Annotated in this window: 15 protein-coding genes and 1 pseudogene; 6 read left to right on the top strand and 10 right to left on the bottom strand. The window is 72.2% G+C overall.

Annotation, left to right across the window (positions count from 1 at the left end; genetic code table 11):
• Positions 1–9 precede the first annotated feature (9 nt).
• The gene (gene xylB / locus AB0J06_RS22825) at positions 10–1425 is read right to left on the bottom strand and encodes a xylulokinase (RefSeq protein WP_357431104.1); all 1416 of its coding nucleotides are present in this window, start codon (positions 1423–1425) and stop codon (positions 10–12) included.
• Between the two features lie 117 nt (positions 1426–1542).
• Positions 1543–2730, bottom strand: a complete 1188-nt coding sequence (xylA, locus tag AB0J06_RS22820; RefSeq protein WP_357431102.1) for a xylose isomerase — start codon at positions 2728–2730, stop codon at positions 1543–1545.
• Between the two features lie 67 nt (positions 2731–2797).
• Here xylA and AB0J06_RS22815 point away from each other — a divergent pair, with 67 nt between their 5' ends.
• The gene (locus AB0J06_RS22815) at positions 2798–4075 is read left to right on the top strand and encodes an ROK family transcriptional regulator (protein ID WP_357431100.1); all 1278 of its coding nucleotides are present in this window, start codon (positions 2798–2800) and stop codon (positions 4073–4075) included.
• A 96-nt stretch (positions 4076–4171) separates the two neighbouring features.
• Here the strand turns inward: AB0J06_RS22815 and AB0J06_RS22810 are convergent, their stop codons facing one another.
• Positions 4172–4648, bottom strand: coding sequence for a MarR family transcriptional regulator (locus AB0J06_RS22810; RefSeq protein ID WP_357431097.1), 477 nt, complete (start codon positions 4646–4648; stop codon positions 4172–4174).
• Between the two features lie 58 nt (positions 4649–4706).
• Here AB0J06_RS22810 and AB0J06_RS22805 point away from each other — a divergent pair, with 58 nt between their 5' ends.
• A complete protein-coding gene (locus AB0J06_RS22805; RefSeq protein WP_357431095.1) occupies positions 4707–5864 on the top strand; it encodes a PP2C family protein-serine/threonine phosphatase in 1158 nt (385 codons plus the stop codon).
• On the opposite strand, the gene AB0J06_RS22800 is transcribed toward AB0J06_RS22805, so the two are convergent.
• From AB0J06_RS22800 to AB0J06_RS22790, 3 genes are all read right to left on the bottom strand, one after another.
• The gene (locus AB0J06_RS22800) at positions 5858–7342 is read right to left on the bottom strand and encodes a sugar transferase (protein WP_357431093.1); all 1485 of its coding nucleotides are present in this window, start codon (positions 7340–7342) and stop codon (positions 5858–5860) included. The genes AB0J06_RS22805 and AB0J06_RS22800 overlap by 7 nt on opposite strands.
• 231 nt (positions 7343–7573) lie before the next feature.
• Positions 7574–9280 carry a substrate-binding domain-containing protein gene (locus AB0J06_RS22795; RefSeq protein WP_357431092.1) on the bottom strand — a complete coding sequence of 569 codons (1707 nt, stop codon included), beginning with the start codon at positions 9278–9280 and terminating at the stop codon, positions 7574–7576.
• A 256-nt stretch (positions 9281–9536) separates the two neighbouring features.
• Positions 9537–10574, bottom strand: coding sequence for a lactonase family protein (locus AB0J06_RS22790; RefSeq protein WP_357431090.1), 1038 nt, complete (start codon positions 10572–10574; stop codon positions 9537–9539).
• A gap of 156 nt (positions 10575–10730) precedes the next feature.
• On the opposite strand from AB0J06_RS22790, the gene AB0J06_RS22785 reads away from it, so the two are divergent.
• From AB0J06_RS22785 to AB0J06_RS22770, 4 genes are read left to right on the top strand one after another with little or no spacing between them, the layout of a single operon-like run.
• Positions 10731–11438, top strand: coding sequence for a GntR family transcriptional regulator (locus AB0J06_RS22785; protein WP_357431088.1), 708 nt, complete (start codon positions 10731–10733; stop codon positions 11436–11438).
• Between the two features lie 2 nt (positions 11439–11440).
• Positions 11441–12226 (top strand): (Fe-S)-binding protein, encoded by a 786-nt coding sequence (locus AB0J06_RS22780; protein ID WP_357431086.1) that lies wholly within the window; start codon positions 11441–11443, stop codon positions 12224–12226.
• On the top strand, positions 12223–13692 hold the full coding sequence (locus tag AB0J06_RS22775; protein ID WP_357431084.1) for a lactate utilization protein B: 1470 nt from the start codon (positions 12223–12225) through the stop codon (positions 13690–13692). Before AB0J06_RS22780 ends, AB0J06_RS22775 begins: the two co-directional genes overlap by 4 nt.
• The gene (locus AB0J06_RS22770; protein ID WP_357431082.1) at positions 13689–14315 is read left to right on the top strand and encodes an LUD domain-containing protein; all 627 of its coding nucleotides are present in this window, start codon (positions 13689–13691) and stop codon (positions 14313–14315) included. Before AB0J06_RS22775 ends, AB0J06_RS22770 begins: the two co-directional genes overlap by 4 nt.
• Before the next feature lie 2 nt (positions 14316–14317).
• On the opposite strand, the gene AB0J06_RS22765 is transcribed toward AB0J06_RS22770, so the two are convergent.
• The 4 genes and pseudogenes from AB0J06_RS22765 to AB0J06_RS22750 form a co-directional block, all read right to left on the bottom strand.
• Complete coding sequence (locus AB0J06_RS22765; protein WP_357431080.1) at positions 14318–14920, bottom strand: ATP/GTP-binding protein; 603 nt, start codon at positions 14918–14920, stop codon at positions 14318–14320.
• Complete coding sequence (locus tag AB0J06_RS22760) at positions 14901–15287, bottom strand: DUF742 domain-containing protein (RefSeq protein WP_357431078.1); 387 nt, start codon at positions 15285–15287, stop codon at positions 14901–14903. Before AB0J06_RS22760 ends, AB0J06_RS22765 begins: the two co-directional genes overlap by 20 nt.
• A complete protein-coding gene (locus AB0J06_RS22755) occupies positions 15277–15699 on the bottom strand; it encodes a roadblock/LC7 domain-containing protein (protein WP_357431076.1) in 423 nt (140 codons plus the stop codon). The genes AB0J06_RS22760 and AB0J06_RS22755 overlap by 11 nt, the downstream gene beginning before the upstream one ends.
• Positions 15699–15879: pseudogene (locus tag AB0J06_RS22750) on the bottom strand (hypothetical protein); the annotation flags it as partial. The gene AB0J06_RS22755 and the pseudogene AB0J06_RS22750, both read right to left, overlap by 1 nt.

Genomic DNA, 15879 nt, shown 5'->3' with positions numbered 1-15879 from the left:
CGCGGATCGTCAGGCGGTTCGCCGGTCGAGGACGTGGTCGCGGGAGGCCGCGTACCGGTCGCGGATGGCGGGGACGGGCTCCGCCTCGTACGTCTGGATCTGCGTCGCCGACCACGCGGGCGGCTGCGCTCCGCCCAGGGCCACCCACGCGGCCTGGCGGGCGGCGCCGTCGGCGACGTATTCGCCCGCCGGGGGCACCAGGACGGGGCAGCCGAAGACCTCCGGCGCGATCCGGCGGACCGCGGCCGAGCGCGCCCCGCCACCGATCAGGATGACCCGGTTTACGGTGGCGCCCTGCGCGACGAGCGCGTCCAGGCCGTCGGCGAGCGCGCAGAGCATCCCCTCCACCGCCGCCCGCGCCATGTGCGCGGGGGTGGCGGTACGCAGCGTCAGGCCGTGTACGGCGCCGGTCGAGAGTGGACGGTCGGGGGTTCGTTCGCCTTCGAGATAGGGCACGACGACGAGGCCGTCGGCGCCGGCCGGAGCCTGCATCGCGAGCTCGGCGAGTTCGTCGTGGTCGACCCGGAGCAGTGCGGCAGCGGCGTCGAGCACGCGGGCCGCGTTGAGCGTGCAGACCAGCGGCAGGAACCGGCCGGTCGCGTCGGCGAACCCGGCAACCGCACCGGTCGGGTCAACGGCCGGGGTGTCGGAGACGCTGAAGACCGTGCCGGAGGTGCCGATCGACACGATCACGTCGCCGGGGAGCGCACCGACACCGAGCGCGGCGGCCGCGTTGTCGCCGGCGCCCGCGCCGAGCGGAGCGCCGCCGCGCAGGGCACCGGCCGATTCGGTCGGGCCGAGCACGACCGGCAGGGTGGGCTCCCGCCCGAAGGCGTGGGTGAGCAGGTCGGGACGATAGCCGCCGGTGGCGGTCGACCAGTAGCCGGTGCCGCTGGCATCGCTCCGGTCGGTGCGGAGCGCGTCGAGGGCGGTGGCTCCGGAGAGCTTCCAGGTGAGCCAGTCGTGTGGCAGGCAGACCGCGGCGGTCCGCGCCGCGGCATCGGGCTCATGCCGGGCCAGCCACCGCAGCTTGGTGACGGTGAAGCTGGCGACCGGAACGGAGCCGGTCGCCTCGACCCACGCGCGCCGGCCCGTCTCACCGCCACCGAACTCGTCGATCAGGTCGGCCGCGTCCCGCGCCGACCGCGTGTCGTTCCAGAGCAGCGCCGGCCGGACCACCTGCCCGTCGCCGTCGAGGCAGACCATGCCGTGCTGTTGGCCGGCCACCGACGCCGCGGCGACGTCATCGAGGCCGCCGGCCTGGGTGATCGCGTCGGTGAGCGCCGCCCACCACGCGTCGGGGTGCACCTCGGTGCCCTCGGGGTGGGCGGCCCGCCCCTCCCGCACCAGCTCCCCGCTCTCCGCGTCGCGGATCACGACCTTGCACGATTGGGTCGACGAGTCGACCCCGGCGACGAGCGTCATCGTCCGGCCCTTCCTGGCGGCGTCACCATGACCGCCCTGATCAGGGAGCTCTCCACGGGACGCGCGGGCGACACGCGGAGCTGGCCCCTGATCACGGCGACCATGCGGGGGTGTGGGTCAGCGGGCGCCGAGCAGGTGCTCGACGGCGAGCTGGTTGAGCCGGACGAAGCCGAACCCGCGGGCGCCGACGGCGTCGGCGTCGAAGTCCTCGAAGGCGCTCCGGTCCGCGAGCAGATCGGTGTAGGTCTCACCGGGGTTGAGGGTCGGGGTGGCGAGCTCGGCCACCTTGCTCGCCGCGAGCGCCTCCTGCACCTCCGGATCGGCCCGGAACGCCGCGGCCCGCTCCTTCAGCAGCAGGTACGTGCGCATGTTGGCCGAGGCGGACGACCAGACGCCAGCGAAGTCCTCGGTGCGCGAGGGCTTGTAGTCGAAGTGGCGGGGACCGTCGTAGGCCCGACCGCCGTCGGGGCCGCCGTGCTCCAGCAGGTCGACCAGGGCGAACGCGTTGAGCAGGTCGCCGTGCCCGAACACCAGGTCCTGGTCGAACTTGATGCTGCGCTGCCCGTTGAGGTCGATGTGGAAGAGCTTGCCGTGCCAGAGTGCCTGGGCGATGCCGTGCGCGAAATTGAGCCCGGCCATCTGCTCGTGGCCGACCTCGGGGTTGAGCCCCACCATGTCGGCGTGCTGCAGGCTGTCGATGAACGCCAGCGCGTGCCCGACGGTCGGCAGCAGGATGTCGCCGCGAGGCTCGTTGGGCTTGGGCTCGATCGCGAAGCGCAGGTCGTAACCACGGTCGATGACGTACTGGGCGAGCAGGTCGACGCCCTCCCGGTAGCGGTCCAGCGCCGCCCGGATGTCCTTGGCGAGGTCGTACTCCGAACCCTCGCGTCCACCCCACATCACGAAGGTCTTCGCGCCGAGTTCGGCCGCGAGGTCGATGTTGCGGAGCACCTTGCGCAGCGCGAAGCGCCGGACCTCGCGGTCGTTGCTGGTGAAGCCGCCGTCCTTGAAGACGGGGTGGCTGAACAGGTTGGTGGTCACCATCGGCACCACCAGGCCGGTCTCGTCCAGCGCCTTACGGAACCGGCTGATCTCGGCGTCGCGACGCGGGTTGTCGGCGCCGAACGGGATGAGGTCGTCGTCGTGGAACGTGATGCCGTAGGCGCCGAGCTCGGCCAGCTTGTGCACGGCCTCGACCGCGTCGAGCGGCGGCCGGGAGGCGTCACCGAACTGGTCGCGGGCCTGCCAGCCCACGGTCCAGAGGCCGAAGGAGAACTTGTCGGCGGGAGTGGGCTGGACTGCCATGTGATCCTCCACGGAATGATTTGTTTAGCGATTGAATTATTTGATCCACCTATGGCATTGTCAAGCCATGGCAGCAGGCGGAAGCACCCGCACCGACCGGCCGGGCACGAACGGTCACGCTGCTGCGCCGACCCCGCCCGGTGACGCCCCCGTCCGTCAGGCCAGCCTTCGCGAACACAACCTCGGGCTGGTCCTGCGGCACGTCGGCGCCGCGCCCCGGCCCCCCTCCCGCGCCGACATCTCCGCCGCGACCGGCCTCACCCGCGCCACCGTCTCCGCTCTCGTCGACGACCTCATCGGCGGCCGGCTGCTCACCGAGGTCGACCCCGCGCCGCGCACCGGAGCCGGGCGACCCGCCGCCGGCCTGGTGCTCGCGGCGAACGGCCCCGCCGGGCTCGGGCTGGAGATCAACGTCGACTACCTCGCGGCCTGCGTCGTCGACCTCGCCGGCACCGTGCGACACCGCATCGTGCACCGGGCCGACCAACGGCCCAATACGCCCGCCGAGGTGCTCACCGGGCTCGCCCGACTCGCCGCGGCCGCCCGGTCCGCCGCCGGTGCCCAGGCGCTCACCCTCGCCGGCGCCGCCCTCGCCGTACCCGGCCTGGTCACCGATGCCGGCCTGGTCCGACTCGCGCCCAACCTCGGCTGGCGCGACGTCGACGTGCCCGGCATCCTCGGCGACCACCCGGCGCTCTCCGGGACACCGCTGACCGTCGACAACGAAGCCAACCTCGCCGCCCTCGGCGAACTGCACGCCGCGCCGCCCGGCCCGGCCAACTTCCTCTACATCTCCGGTGAGATCGGCATCGGCGCCGGCATCGTCCTGCACGGCAAGCTGTTCCGCGGCGCCCGCGGCTGGAGCGGAGAGCTCGGCCATGTCCCGGTCCACCCCGACGGCCCCGCCTGTCGCTGCGGGTCGCGTGGTTGCCTGGAGCAGTACGCGGGGCAGGAGGCGATCCTGAGCGCCGCCGGCCTCGCCGGGCACGGACTCTCCCCCGACGCGGCGGTCGCCGGTCTCGCCGAACTGGCCGATGCGGGAGACGCCGCCGCGACCGCCGCACTCACCAGCGCCGGGACCGCGCTCGGGGTGGCCGTCGCCGGTGTCGTCAACCTGCTCGACGTCGACACCGTCGTGCTCGGCGGCGTCTACGCCCCACTCGCCCCGTGGCTGCGTCCCGCCGTCGAGGCGCAGCTCAGACAACGGGTGCTCACCGCCGCCTGGTCACCTGTCAGGGTCCGGCCGTCCGTGCTGGGAGGCGACGCCGCCGTCGTCGGCGCAGCCGGCTCCGTGGTGCGCGCCGTACGGGACCATCCGGCCCGCTGGCTCACCGTCCTCGCCTGATCTCGGTCCGCACCGACGCCTGCCCACCGCGCCGGTAACGCGCGCCGTGCCGGCGCTCGCGCTCCGCGCGACGCTGCTCGCGCTCCGAGACCGGCGCTAGGCGGAGCGGGCGGTCCTCTCCTGCCGCGCCTGCGCCACCGCGTCGAACTCCCGCAGGCCATGCAACAGCGCCTGCCGCCCGGACGGCGACATGCCCATCAGCACCGCCGCCAGCCGGCTGCGCCGGTTGGTCCGCAACTCGTCGAGCAGGCCCCGGCCCGTGGGGGTGAGATGCAACGAGATCTCGCGCCGATCCACCCGGCCCGGCTCGCGTTCGAGCACCCCGGCCGCGACCAGACGATCGCAGAGCCGACTCGCCGACGACAGGATCATGCCGAGCCGGTTGGCCAGGCCGCGCAGGTTGATCCCGTCGCACTCCTCCACGACCAGCAGCGCGCGCAGTTGCGAGCCGGACAGACGGCTCGTCGCCTGTTCCCGTGCCGCATCCCACACCGCCAGCAGCCCTTCGGCGGCGATGTCGACGGCAGCGGCGATACTCGGGTCCGGTCCGTCCGGACCATGGTGTTCAGGCATGGTGGGGACGACACTACTCCGGCGGCCAGGGCGGTCGAACGTTACGAGGGGGTCGGGAATGCAGGACCGACTGGTCGCGGTCCGGCGCGGTCTGACCGACGCGCCCGCCGACCTTGTCGTCGAGCGCCTCGCCGATGTGTTGGCCAGGTGCTACGACCTCACCGACGTGGAGTACCTGCAGGTCGACTACCGGTTGTCCGGACTGCTCCCGCTGCGCGACGGCGACCCGCAGACGCTCGCCGGCAGTCCCGCGTGGCGTTGCTTCGACCACCAGGCGGAGGTGCTGGAGCACGGGGCGAACTATCTGCCCGTCACCATGCGCGGCGAGCGGATGGGCGTGCTCCGCGTGGCACCGGCCGTGGACGACCCCGTCGTCCGCGCTGAACTGACCGAGATCGCCACGCTGCTCGCGCACGAACTGTCGGCCGTACGCGCCGGGACCGACCGGTACAGCATCGGCGCGCGCTCCCGCCGGCTGACCCTCGCCGCCGAAATGCAGTGGGAAATGCTCCCCGGCCGCAGCCGGATCCGCCCATCGTTCAGCCTCGCCGGGCAACTCGAACCGGCGTACGCGGTGCACGGCGACAGCTTCGACTGGTCCGACGACAGCGACCGGCTCTGGCTCTCCGCCATCAACGGGATGGGTGAGGGCGTCTCCGCCGCGACGCTGACCTGCCTCGGCACGTACGCGCTGCGCAACGCCCGGCGGGCGGGTCTCTCCCTCGCCGACCAGGCGGCCCTCGCCGACCAGGCGATCTTCTCCCAGTACACCGGCGCGCTACACCTGGCGGCGCTGCTGCTCGAACTCGACCTCACCACCGGCGCGTTGACGGTGGTGGACGCCGGATCGCCGCGGCTGATCCTGCTCCGCGGGGGCGCGCTGATCTATCAGGAGTTGGAGCAGCAGTTCCCGTTGGGCATGTTCGACGGCACCATCTATCACGAGCAACATCTGGACCTGGCGGTCGGCGACCGGCTCTTCGTCATCAGCGACGGCGTCGTGAACGCCGCCACCGAGACCGCCCGGTACGGCGAGGCCGCTCTCGATCGCTTCCTCCGGCGCGCCGGATCGCTCTCGCCGCTGGACGCCGTACGGTCACTCCTCGGCGATCTCCGCGCTTTCGTGGCGAGCGACCTGGTGGACGACGCCGTGGCGGTCTGCCTCGACTGGACCGGGCCCGCCGCTGACCGGACGGCGGGAAGCCGTGCTCAGTAGGCGCCGCGCGAGAGGATGACGGCGCCGAAGGTCTTCCACAGGATCGTGAGGTCGGCGGCGAGTGACCAGTTTTCCACGTAGTAGAGGTCGAGCCGGATGCCGTCCTCCCACGACAGGTCCGACCGCCCGCTGACCTGCCACAGCCCGGTCATCCCCGGCTTGACCAGCAGCCGCCGGGCGACGTCGCCGTCGTAGCGCGCCACCTCCGACGGCAGCGGCGGCCGCGGCCCGACCAGGCTCATGTCGCCGAAGAGCACGTTGGCGAGCTGGGGCAGCTCGTCCAACGACCACTTGCGCAGGAACCGGCCGACCCGGGTCACCCGCGGGTCGTCGCGCATCTTGAACATCAGGCCGTCGGTCTCGTTCTGCGCGGCGAGCTTGGCGAGCAGCTCATCGGCGTTGACCACCATCGTGCGGAACTTGTAGACGTGGAAGGGCTGTCCACCCTGCCCGACGCGGATCTGGCGGAAGAGCACGGGACCGCGGCTGTCGATCTTGATGGCCAGGGCGATGATGCCGAGCACCGGCAGGGCCAGCGTGAGCGCCACGAACGACACGGCCCGGTCGACGAAGCCCTTGACGAACTTGCGCGCGCCGCGGAATTCGGGGGCCTCAACATGGATCAACGGCAGTCCGGCGACCGGCCGGGTGTGGATCCGGGGCCCGGCGACGTCCGTCAGCGCCGGCGCGAGGACCAGGTCGATGCCGGTCCCCTCGAGCTGCCAGCCGAGGCGACGCAGCCGGGTCGCGGTGAGCTCACCGGACGCGGTCACCGCGACGGTGTCGGCGCCGACAGCCGTCGCGACGTCCGGAATGTTGCGGAACGAGCCGACCACCGGCACGTCGCCCAGCCGCTGCGGCACCGGTGCCAGCAACGCGTCGGGGATGCAGGTGCCGACCACGCGGTAGCCGGCGTACGGCTCACGCTTGAGCGTGTGCACCAGTTCGAGGACGTGCGGGGTGTCGCCGACCACGAGCACGCGCCGGGACCACCCGGCGCCCCGTGACCGCGCCCGGTGCAACTGTTTACGGGCGGCGAACCGGGCTGCCACGAGCCCGACGGTGCCCGCCGCGAAGGTGATGCCGAGGAAGCCCCGGGCTATCCCGATGTTGCCGATGTAGCCCGCGATGGCGATCGCGCCGGCGAGGCGCATGCTGGCCGAGCTCACCCGACGGTATTCGTCGGCGCCGTAGCCGAGCACCCGGTCGTCGTAGCAGCGCAGGAGCCGCAACGAGATCAGCCAGGCGAGCACGAGCCCCGGGCCCATCAGCAGGTAGGGAAGCTGCGCCCCGCGCGGCTCGCCACCGCCGAACCGGGCGAGGTATCCCCCGAGAACCGCGAGCACGAGAATGGCCGAGTCGAGCACGACGATGCGCCGGACGTAGGCCCGCTGCCGGTTGTGCAGGATCGCCGCCGTCGCCGCGGGCGCGAGGTCCGGGTGGGTCGCTACCGGGCTCAGGAGTGTCGCGGACGTCACTAGCCCCTCCCCCAGCTCGATCGAGTCGAGACAACCCCGGCCGCCGCCCGTGTGCGGGATAGGCGCTGCCGGGGCCCCTCGCCATCTTCACCTACGACGTGGCGCAAGAGGTACTTGCGACAGATTGCCGTCAGTTCAGCGTGACAACCGGGTCGAACAGGTAAACAGCCCGCAACGACAAACGGACGGGCCGTGATCGGCCCGTCCGTTCGTCATGCACAGCACCGTGGCTCAGCCCTTGGTGGACGGCCGAAGCGAGATCGCCTTGAGGAAGATGTCACCGATCTTGGTCGGATCCTCGGCGACGAAGGCGCCGCCACCGGTGATCTTGACGATCGCCTCCATCTGGGCCTTGTTGACCTTGTCGCCGATACCGATCATCACGACCTGGATCGGACGCTTCGGGTCGGCGAGGCGCTTGAGCTCGCTGTGCAGCTTCGCCTGCGTGAGGCCGCCTGGGTTCTCGTTCTCACCGTCGGTCATCACCACGATCGAATTGACCCGGCCGGGCTCCCAGCCCTCCTGCACCGTCTTGTACGCCTCGAGCGTCGTGTCGAAGAGGCCCGTGCTGCCGCCACTCTTCGGCTTGATCGAGCTCAGCGCGGCCGCCAACTGGCTGCGCTGGCTACTCAGCGGCCCGATCGCCACGTTCTCCCGCCAGGCGTTCTTGCCGACGAGCTCGGTGGAGAAGGTCCAGAGGCCGACCGCCCACGAGTCGTCGAAGAGCGCCAGACCCCGCTGGGCCGCCCCGAGCGTCACCGCCATGCGGGGCGCGCCGCCGGCCGTCGGAACGGGCGTCTCCATCGATCCCGACACGTCGAGGACGGCGAGCAGCCGGCCCGGCAGCGTCACGGCGGTCCAGGCCGAGAGGGCCCGGTCCACCACCGCGGGGTCGAGCCCGCCGGCCGCCGCCTTGCCCCCGGCCTCCGGGGACGGCGGCGGCGCGGAGGTCCCGGCCGGGCTGGGCGCACCGGGAGGCGCGCTGAAGCCCGCGCCCCAGGTGCCGTCGGATGAGCGGAGCCCCTGCGCGCCGAGCCGGTTGCGGAACGCCCCGGTGCCGAGCACCTCGAAGAGCCCCTGGGCCGCGGCGGCCTTGGACGGGTCCGTGCCGGGCATGACCGCGAAGGGGTAGTCCAGCGATACCGGCGCCGGGTCGAGGTAGAGGGCGGCGAGCGCGATCGGCGGCTTCGCCTTGTTGTACTCGATCACGTCCTCTTCGGAGAGCGCCGCGGCGCTGAGCGCGGAGGCGATCGCGGCCGGGTCGGAGGAGCGCGGGAAGCGGGCGAGCAGATCCTGGCGCAGCGCGGACTTGCCGGTGGCCAGCGCGCGCAGGGCCGCGGTGCTGGCCGCCTGCGCGTTCTCGCCGGACGCCTGCGCGGCGGCGGCGAGGGCGAGCAGCCCGGAAAGACCGGCGGCGTCCCGGCTCGGCTCGACGATGCCGGTGCGCAGCTTGGTGCCGGTGGTGACCTGCTTGAGCAGATCGCCCCAGCCCATCTTCTTGTTGGGCCACCCCACGGTGGCGGCGACCGGCTCCGGCATGGCGACCACGACGGGGCTGCGCGCGATGGAGGCGGCGTTGGCGGGAGCGAATGCGGAGGCGGCGATGCGCAGCCGCGCGAGCCAGGTCGACGAGTCCGGGACCCAGACGTCGGGCGCGACGGCGGTGCCGTTGGCCTGGCCGACCCCGGCGAGGGCGACACCGTGCTGCCCTGCGACGACGGCGGCCACATCGACCGGATCGGTGGCGGTCACCTGGACCGCGACACAGATCCCGTCGACGGCTCCGCCGTCCTTGCTCCACTGGGACGCGGCTGCCTGGACGGCTGGCGCGATCTCCGGCGCGGCGGCGACGGTCAGCGGCAACTGGCCGTTGCAGCTTGGCCCGGCCAAGCGCTGATAGCCGAACCACGCTCCTACTAATACGACGACGAGCGCCATCGCTGCAGCGATGGCGCCTATCCCCCGGATGCGACTACGTATGCGATGGCGGCCTGACACCGTCCCATGATGCGTATTTAACGGCCGAGGTGCCAGGTACGTTCGGACGAAAGTTACGGAGGAGAAATACTCGATCCCAGTTTTACTACTTACAGTGATCTGACCGTCCCGCTAAGTCCGGGAAATTCGCGTTGGCCGGCCAGAAGCTGGCTTATCCGCCAAATGGTCCGTTCTGCCATTCAACCGCCTAAACGGACTAGGCGGGCATAATGCAGGTTGGACTCGGAGTATCGACAGGAGCACCGAGCGCAGTCGGCATCCCCCGCTCGTCGTCGATCCGGAAGACCCCCACCGAGTGCGACCGCTCGTTCGCCACATACAGATGCCCGCCGACCAACGCGAAGTGCCGCGGCCACCGGCCGCCCGATTCCACCTCACCGACGTAACGCGGCGCACCGGCGTCCAACGCGAAGACCGCGATCGTGTCGGGACCGCGGTTGGCGACGTAGAGGAAACGACCGTCGGCCCGGACCGCCACCTCGGACGGCTGGACGTGCCCGGCGCGGGCGCTCGCCGGGATGCTGCCCCGCTCGTGCAGCACACCCGCTTCGTCAATCTCACACCAGGTCAGCGTCGCGTCGAGCTCGCCGACGAGATAGCAGTGCGCCCCGTCCGGGTGCCGCGCCAGGTGCCGCGGTCCGGCGCCGGGCCGGTGCCACATCCGCGCCCCGTACGGCACCAGCCGCCCCGCGGTCCCGTCGAGGTCGTAGCGGTAGACGGAGTCCGTGCCGAGGTCGACAGCGAGCAGGGATCCGCCGGAGGGATCAGGCGAGATCATGTGCGGGTGGGGCCGTTCCTGCCGCTCCGGATCGACGCCGTGCCCCTCGTGGGCCAGCAGATCGCTGCACTCGCCCAACGCCCCGGTGTCATCGATCGGGTGCGTCGCCAGGCTTCCGCTGCCGTAGTTCGTGGAGATGACGTGCCGCCCGTCGGGACTCACCGTCACATGACAGGGGTGCGATCCGCCGGTCGGCCGGCTGCCGAGCGGAATGAGCTCACCCTCCCCGGTCACCGTCCACGCGCCGACCGCGCCGTCCTCGATCTCGTTGACCGCGTAGAGCACGGGCAGCGTCGGATGCCGGACGAGAAACGACGGCGACGGCGTGCAGGCGGCCAGTCCCAGCAGGTCGAGACGGCCGCTCTCGGGATCGCGGCGGGCCGCCACGATCCCTCCGCCCCGGCCGCCACCCTCCGGGGTGTAACACCCGATATGGATGATCTCTCCGTCTGTCACCGCAGCTCCACCTCCGCGCGTTCCATCACCTCGATCCAACCAGAACGATCGCGGCGGCACCCGCCGTCGGAGCTCTCCCACCCGGACGTCCCGCTTCAATCCAGGCCCAAAATCCTATAGGATTGTGGATCACGCCATCTCGCAGAGGACGGGACCATGCGGCCGGCTCGCCGACTCACCCTCACCGACGACGTCTACGAGGCGGTCCGAGCGCTGATCATGGACCATGCGGTCGCGCCCGGCGACCGGGTCAACATCGACGCCCTCGCGCGGCAACTCCAGGTCTCCCCGACACCCGTACGCGAAGCCCTGGCCCGGCTCGAGGCCGACGGGCTGGTCCGCAAGCGGCCGCTCGCCGGATACACCGCCGCGCCGCTGCTCACCCGGGACGAATTCGACGAGCTGGTGGAGATGCGGCTGGTGCTGGAGACCGCGGCCGCGCGCCGGGCCGCCGCGCGGATCGCCGCCCGCCACGAGGCCGGCGGGGAGGCGTCCCGCGGGGAGCAGACCGACACCGACCTGGCCGAGCTGCGTCGCGAAGCCGACCTTCCCGGCCCGGCGCCGGAGACCGAGGGGTACGCGGCCCTCGCCGCGTTCACCCGACAGGACGCCCGCTTCCACAACCGCCTCGCCGAGCTCGCCGGCAACCGGATGCTGCACGAGGCCGTGGTGCGGCTCCGCTCCCACCTGCATCTCTTCCGGCTGCACTTTCCGACCGCGCACCACGACACCAGCGGCCGCGAGCACCATCGCATCGTCGACGCGGTCGCGGCCGGCGACCCGGAACGCGCCGACGAGGCAATGCGCGCCCACCTGCTCGCCGCCCGCGACCGGCACCTGCCGCACTTCACCGAGGAGGGCTGAACATGCGGATCGCGCTCTTCGTGACCTGTGTCAACGACCTCGTCTTCCCCCGCACCGGACAGGCGGTGGTACGCATCCTGGAGCGGCTCGGACACCGGGTCGAGTTTCCGATGGAGCAGAGCTGCTGCGGACAGATGCACGCCAACAGCGGCTACCGGGCGGAGGCGCTGCCGCTGGTGCGTCGCTTCGTCAACACCTTCGCCCCGTACGACGCCGTGGTCGCGCCCTCCGGATCGTGCGTGGCGATGGTCCGCGAGTCGTACCCCCGGCTGGCGGCGTCGGACGCGGAGCTGGCCGCCGCGGTCGACGCGGTCGCCCCGCGCACCTACGAACTCTCCGAGCTCCTCGTCGACGTGCTCGGCGTGACCGACGTGGGCGCGGTCTTCCCGCACCGGGTGACCTACCACCCGACCTGCCACGGCCTGCGCATGCTGCGCCTCGGCGATCGTCCGCAGCGGTTGCTCCGGGCGGTGCGCGGCCTGGACCTGGTCGAACTCCCCGGCGGTGACGAGTGCTGCGGCTTCGGCGGCACCTTCGCCATGAAGAACGCCGACGTGTCGGCGGCGATGCTCGCCGACAAGTGCGCGGCGGTCTGCGGGACCGGCGCCCGGTACGTCGCCGCGGCCGACAACTCCTGTCTGGCCCACATCGGCGGCGGTCTGTCGCGGGGCGGCACGGGAGTGCGGGCGTTGCACTACGCGGAGATCCTCGCGGGCATGCAGGTCCTGGAGGCCGAGCAAGCGCTGGACAGCGAGCAGATCCTGGACGGCACCGAGGAGGCGGCATGACCGGCACCGGCAACATCGTCGCGCGGCTCCCCTTCCCCACCGCCGCCCGTCACGAGCTCGCCGACGGACAACTCCGGGCCAACCTGCGCCGCGCCACCCACACCATCCGGGACAAACGGCTACGCGTGGTCGGCGAGGTGCCCGACTGGGAGGCGCTACGGGAGGCCGGCGCGGCGATCAAGGATGACGTCCTCGCCCGGCTACCCGAGCTGCTCGAGCAGTTCGAGACAGCGGCGACCGCGGCCGGCGCCACGGTGCACTGGGCACGGAACGCCGAGGAGGCCTGCGCGGTCGTCACCGGCCTGGTCCAGGCCACCGGAGTCACGGAAGTGGTCAAGGTCAAGTCGATGGCCACCCAGGAGATCGGGCTCAACGAGTCGCTCGCCGCGGCCGGGATCGCCGCGGTCGAGACGGACCTGGCCGAGCTCATCGTGCAGCTCGCCGACGACACGCCGTCGCACATCCTGGTCCCGGCGATCCACTACAACCGCAGCCAGATCCGCGACATCTTCGCCCGGCGGATGCCCGGCGTCGACGTCGCGGGGCTCACCGACGAGCCCGCCGCGCTGGCCGAGGCGGCCCGCCGGCACCTGCGCGCCAAGTTCCTCTCCGCCAAGGTCGCCATCTCGGGCGCCAACTTCGCGGTCGCCGAGACCGGCACGCTCACGGTGGTCGAGTCCGAGGGGAACGGCCGGATGTGCCTGACCCTGCCCGAAACGCTGATCTCGGTCGTGGGCATCGAGAAGCTCGTGCCCACCCTCCGTGATTTGGAGGTCTTCCTCCAACTGCTGCCCCGGTCCTCGACGGGCGAGCGGATGAACCCGTACACCTCGCTCTGGACGGGGGTCACCCCCGGCGACGGACCGCAGACCGTACACATCGTGCTCCTCGACAACGGGCGTACCGACACCCTCGCCGACCCCGTCGGGCGGCAGGCGCTGCGCTGCATCCGCTGCTCCGCCTGCCTCAACGTCTGCCCGGTCTACGAGCGGGTCGGCGGCCACGCCTACGGCTCGGTCTATCCGGGGCCGATCGGCGCGATCCTCTCACCGCAGATGACCGGCCCGGACGGGGGCGCCAACCGCACCCTGCCGTACGCCTCCACGCTCTGCGGCGCCTGCTTTGACGCGTGCCCCGTGCGGATAAACATCCCGGAGGTCCTCGTCCACCTACGACAGTCCGGTGTGGACGCCGGGCGCGGCCGGCCATCGACGGAGCGGGCGGCGATGGGGGCCATCTCGTGGGTGATGCGCGACCGCCGGCGGTACGCGGCGGCACTGCGCGCGGCCCGGCGGGGATCGGCCCCGCTGCGCCTCGCCACCGGTTGGCGCGCCGCCGATCGGCGCGGCATGGTGCGCCGGCTGCCCTGGCCGCTGTCGGCGTGGACCGCGAGCCGCGACGCTCCCCTCCCGCCCGCCCAGACGTTCCGGGAGTGGTGGGCCGCCCACGAAGAGGTGGTCCAGTGAGCGCGCGTGAGGAGATCCTGGCGCGGATCCGATCCGCCCGGCCGGCGGTGGCCCCTCAGGTCTCCCGCCGCTACCGCACGGATCCACCGGAGCAGACCGACGGAGAACTGATCGACCTCCTCGTCGACCGCCTCGTGGACTACCGCGCCACCGTGCGGCGGTGCACCGCCGGCGAGCTGCCGGCGGCCGTGGCCGAGCTCCTCAGCGGGGTGCCCCAGGTGGCGGTCCCACCGGGGGCGCCGGCGAGCTGGCTCGGGTCGTACCGCGGGCCGGTTGTGCGCGACGGCGACCCGCGGCCCCTGACGGTCGCCGACCTCGACGCGCCGGGGATGGCGGTGGTCACCGGATGCGCCGTCGCGATCGCGCAGACCGGGACGCTGATCCTCGACGCCGCGCCGGATCAGGGGCGGCGACTGCTCAGCCTGGTGCCCGACCACCATCTCTGTGTGGTCCACACCGGACAGGTCGTGGCCGGGGTGCCGGCCGCGCTGGCCCGGATCGCCGACCCGACCCGGCCGTTGACACTGGTCTCGGGCCCGTCGGCGACCAGCGACATCGAACTCAACCGGGTGGAGGGGGTGCACGGCCCGCGCCGCCTCGACGTCCTGGTGGTGCGGGACTGAGTTCAGCCGGCCGCGACCGGCTCCGCCCGCCGTTGCGCCACATGCTCGACCAGGGCGATCAGCAGTTCCTTGCCCGACTGGCGGTCGCGGGCGTCGCAGAGCACCACCGGCACGTCCGGATCGAGGTCGAGTGCGTCGCGCACCGCTTCGGCGCTGTACCGCTGCGCGCCCTCGAAGCAGTTCACTCCGACGACGAAGGGGGTGCCGCGCTGCTCGAAGTAGTCGACCGAGGGGAAGCAGTCGGCGAGCCGGCGGGTGTCGGCCAGAACGACCGCGCCGAGCGCGCCGAACGCCAACTCGTCCCAGAGGAACCAGAACCGGTCCTGTCCGGGCGTGCCGAAGAGATAGACCTGCAGCTCATCGTTGATCGTGATCCGGCCGAAGTCCATCGCGACGGTGGTGGTGCTCTTCGCCTCGACGCCGGAGACGTCGTCCGTGTCGACGCTCGCGGCGGTCAGCACCTCCTCGGTCTGCAACGGCCGGATCTCACTGACCGCCCCCACCAGGGTGGTCTTGCCGGCGCCGAAGCCGCCGGCGATCAGGATCTTCAGCGCGAGCGGAATCCGCCGCTCGGCCCGGTCCGTGTCAGAGCGCACGGAGTCCATCGACCACCGCCTTGAGGATTTTGTCGTCGGGGAGATCAGTCGATGCCGGCGGCTCGTACATCGCGATGAGACCGGCCGCGAGGAGATCGCCAAGGAGTACCCGGACCACGCCGACCGCGAGGTCGAGCTGCGACGCGACCTCGGCGACGGAGAGTGGCTGCTGGGTGGCCGCGATGATCGCCCGATGCTCGGGCTGCAGCGGCGTGTGGCGGTCGACGGGGGGCGGACCGGCGACCACGAACGCGACCAGGTCGAAGCCGCCCGTGGCCGATGGGACGCGGCCCGCGGTCACCGCGTACGGGCGCACCACCGGGCCGGCCTCGCCGTCCAACCAGTCGTGGTGCGGCCCGGGTGCCTCACCCTGCATCGGATCGCGCTGTCGGTGCGCGGTTCGGCGCGGTGAGGTTCTGCCCGACCCGCGTCACCAGCATGGCCATCTCGTAGGCGATCAGGCCGATGTCGGAGTCGGCCGTGCTCAACAGGGCCAGACAGGCGCCCTGCCCGGCGGCGGTGACGAAGAGGTACGCCGACTCCATCTCCACCACCGTCTGCTGCACGGGGCCGGCGTTGAAGTGGCGGCTCGCGCCCTTCGCCAGGCTCTGGAACCCGGCGGCCATGGCGGACAGGTGTTCCGCGTCCTCCCGGCTGAGCCCCCGCGACGAACCGATCAGCAGCCCGTCCGCCGAGAGCACCACGGCCTGCTGGGCGGCGGGCACCCGGTCGACGAGGTCGTCGAGGAGCCAGTCGAGGTTCGCGGCCTGCCTCGTCGTGTGCACCACTACAGGTCCCTTCCGGAGTCGGTGGATCCCCCGTCGGAGGCGGGGACAACATCGGGTCCGGCCGGGACCGGCCCCCGCGGCGCCGCACCCGCCCGCTGCGCGCCGTCGAGATGGTGCACCGCCACGTCGACCTCGGACTCCCCCGCCGCCTCGACCGCCAGATCGACCAGCCGGGCCAAC

The sequence above is a fragment of the Micromonospora sp. NPDC049679 genome, assembly GCF_040659735.1.
GTDB lineage: Bacteria > Actinomycetota > Actinomycetes > Mycobacteriales > Micromonosporaceae > Micromonospora_I.
This window is presented reverse-complemented; position numbering and strand designations above follow the sequence as displayed.

Excerpts from the sequence above, each read along its gene's own strand:
- xylB (WP_357431104.1), bottom strand. The coding sequence starts at position 1,425 with ATGACGCTCGTCGCCGGGGTCGACTCGTCGACCCAATCGTGCAAGGTC.
- xylA (WP_357431102.1), bottom strand. The coding sequence starts at position 2,730 with ATGGCAGTCCAGCCCACTCCCGCCGACAAGTTCTCCTTCGGCCTCTGG.
- AB0J06_RS22815 (WP_357431100.1), top strand. The coding sequence starts at position 2,798 with ATGGCAGCAGGCGGAAGCACCCGCACCGACCGGCCGGGCACGAACGGT.
- AB0J06_RS22810 (WP_357431097.1), bottom strand. The coding sequence starts at position 4,648 with ATGCCTGAACACCATGGTCCGGACGGACCGGACCCGAGTATCGCCGCT.
- AB0J06_RS22805 (WP_357431095.1), top strand. The coding sequence starts at position 4,707 with ATGCAGGACCGACTGGTCGCGGTCCGGCGCGGTCTGACCGACGCGCCC.
- AB0J06_RS22795 (WP_357431092.1), bottom strand. The coding sequence starts at position 9,280 with ATGGCGCTCGTCGTCGTATTAGTAGGAGCGTGGTTCGGCTATCAGCGC.
- AB0J06_RS22785 (WP_357431088.1), top strand. The coding sequence starts at position 10,731 with ATGCGGCCGGCTCGCCGACTCACCCTCACCGACGACGTCTACGAGGCG.
- AB0J06_RS22780 (WP_357431086.1), top strand. The coding sequence starts at position 11,441 with ATGCGGATCGCGCTCTTCGTGACCTGTGTCAACGACCTCGTCTTCCCC.
- AB0J06_RS22775 (WP_357431084.1), top strand. The coding sequence starts at position 12,223 with ATGACCGGCACCGGCAACATCGTCGCGCGGCTCCCCTTCCCCACCGCC.
- AB0J06_RS22765 (WP_357431080.1), bottom strand. The coding sequence starts at position 14,920 with ATGGACTCCGTGCGCTCTGACACGGACCGGGCCGAGCGGCGGATTCCG.
- AB0J06_RS22760 (WP_357431078.1), bottom strand. The coding sequence starts at position 15,287 with ATGCAGGGTGAGGCACCCGGGCCGCACCACGACTGGTTGGACGGCGAG.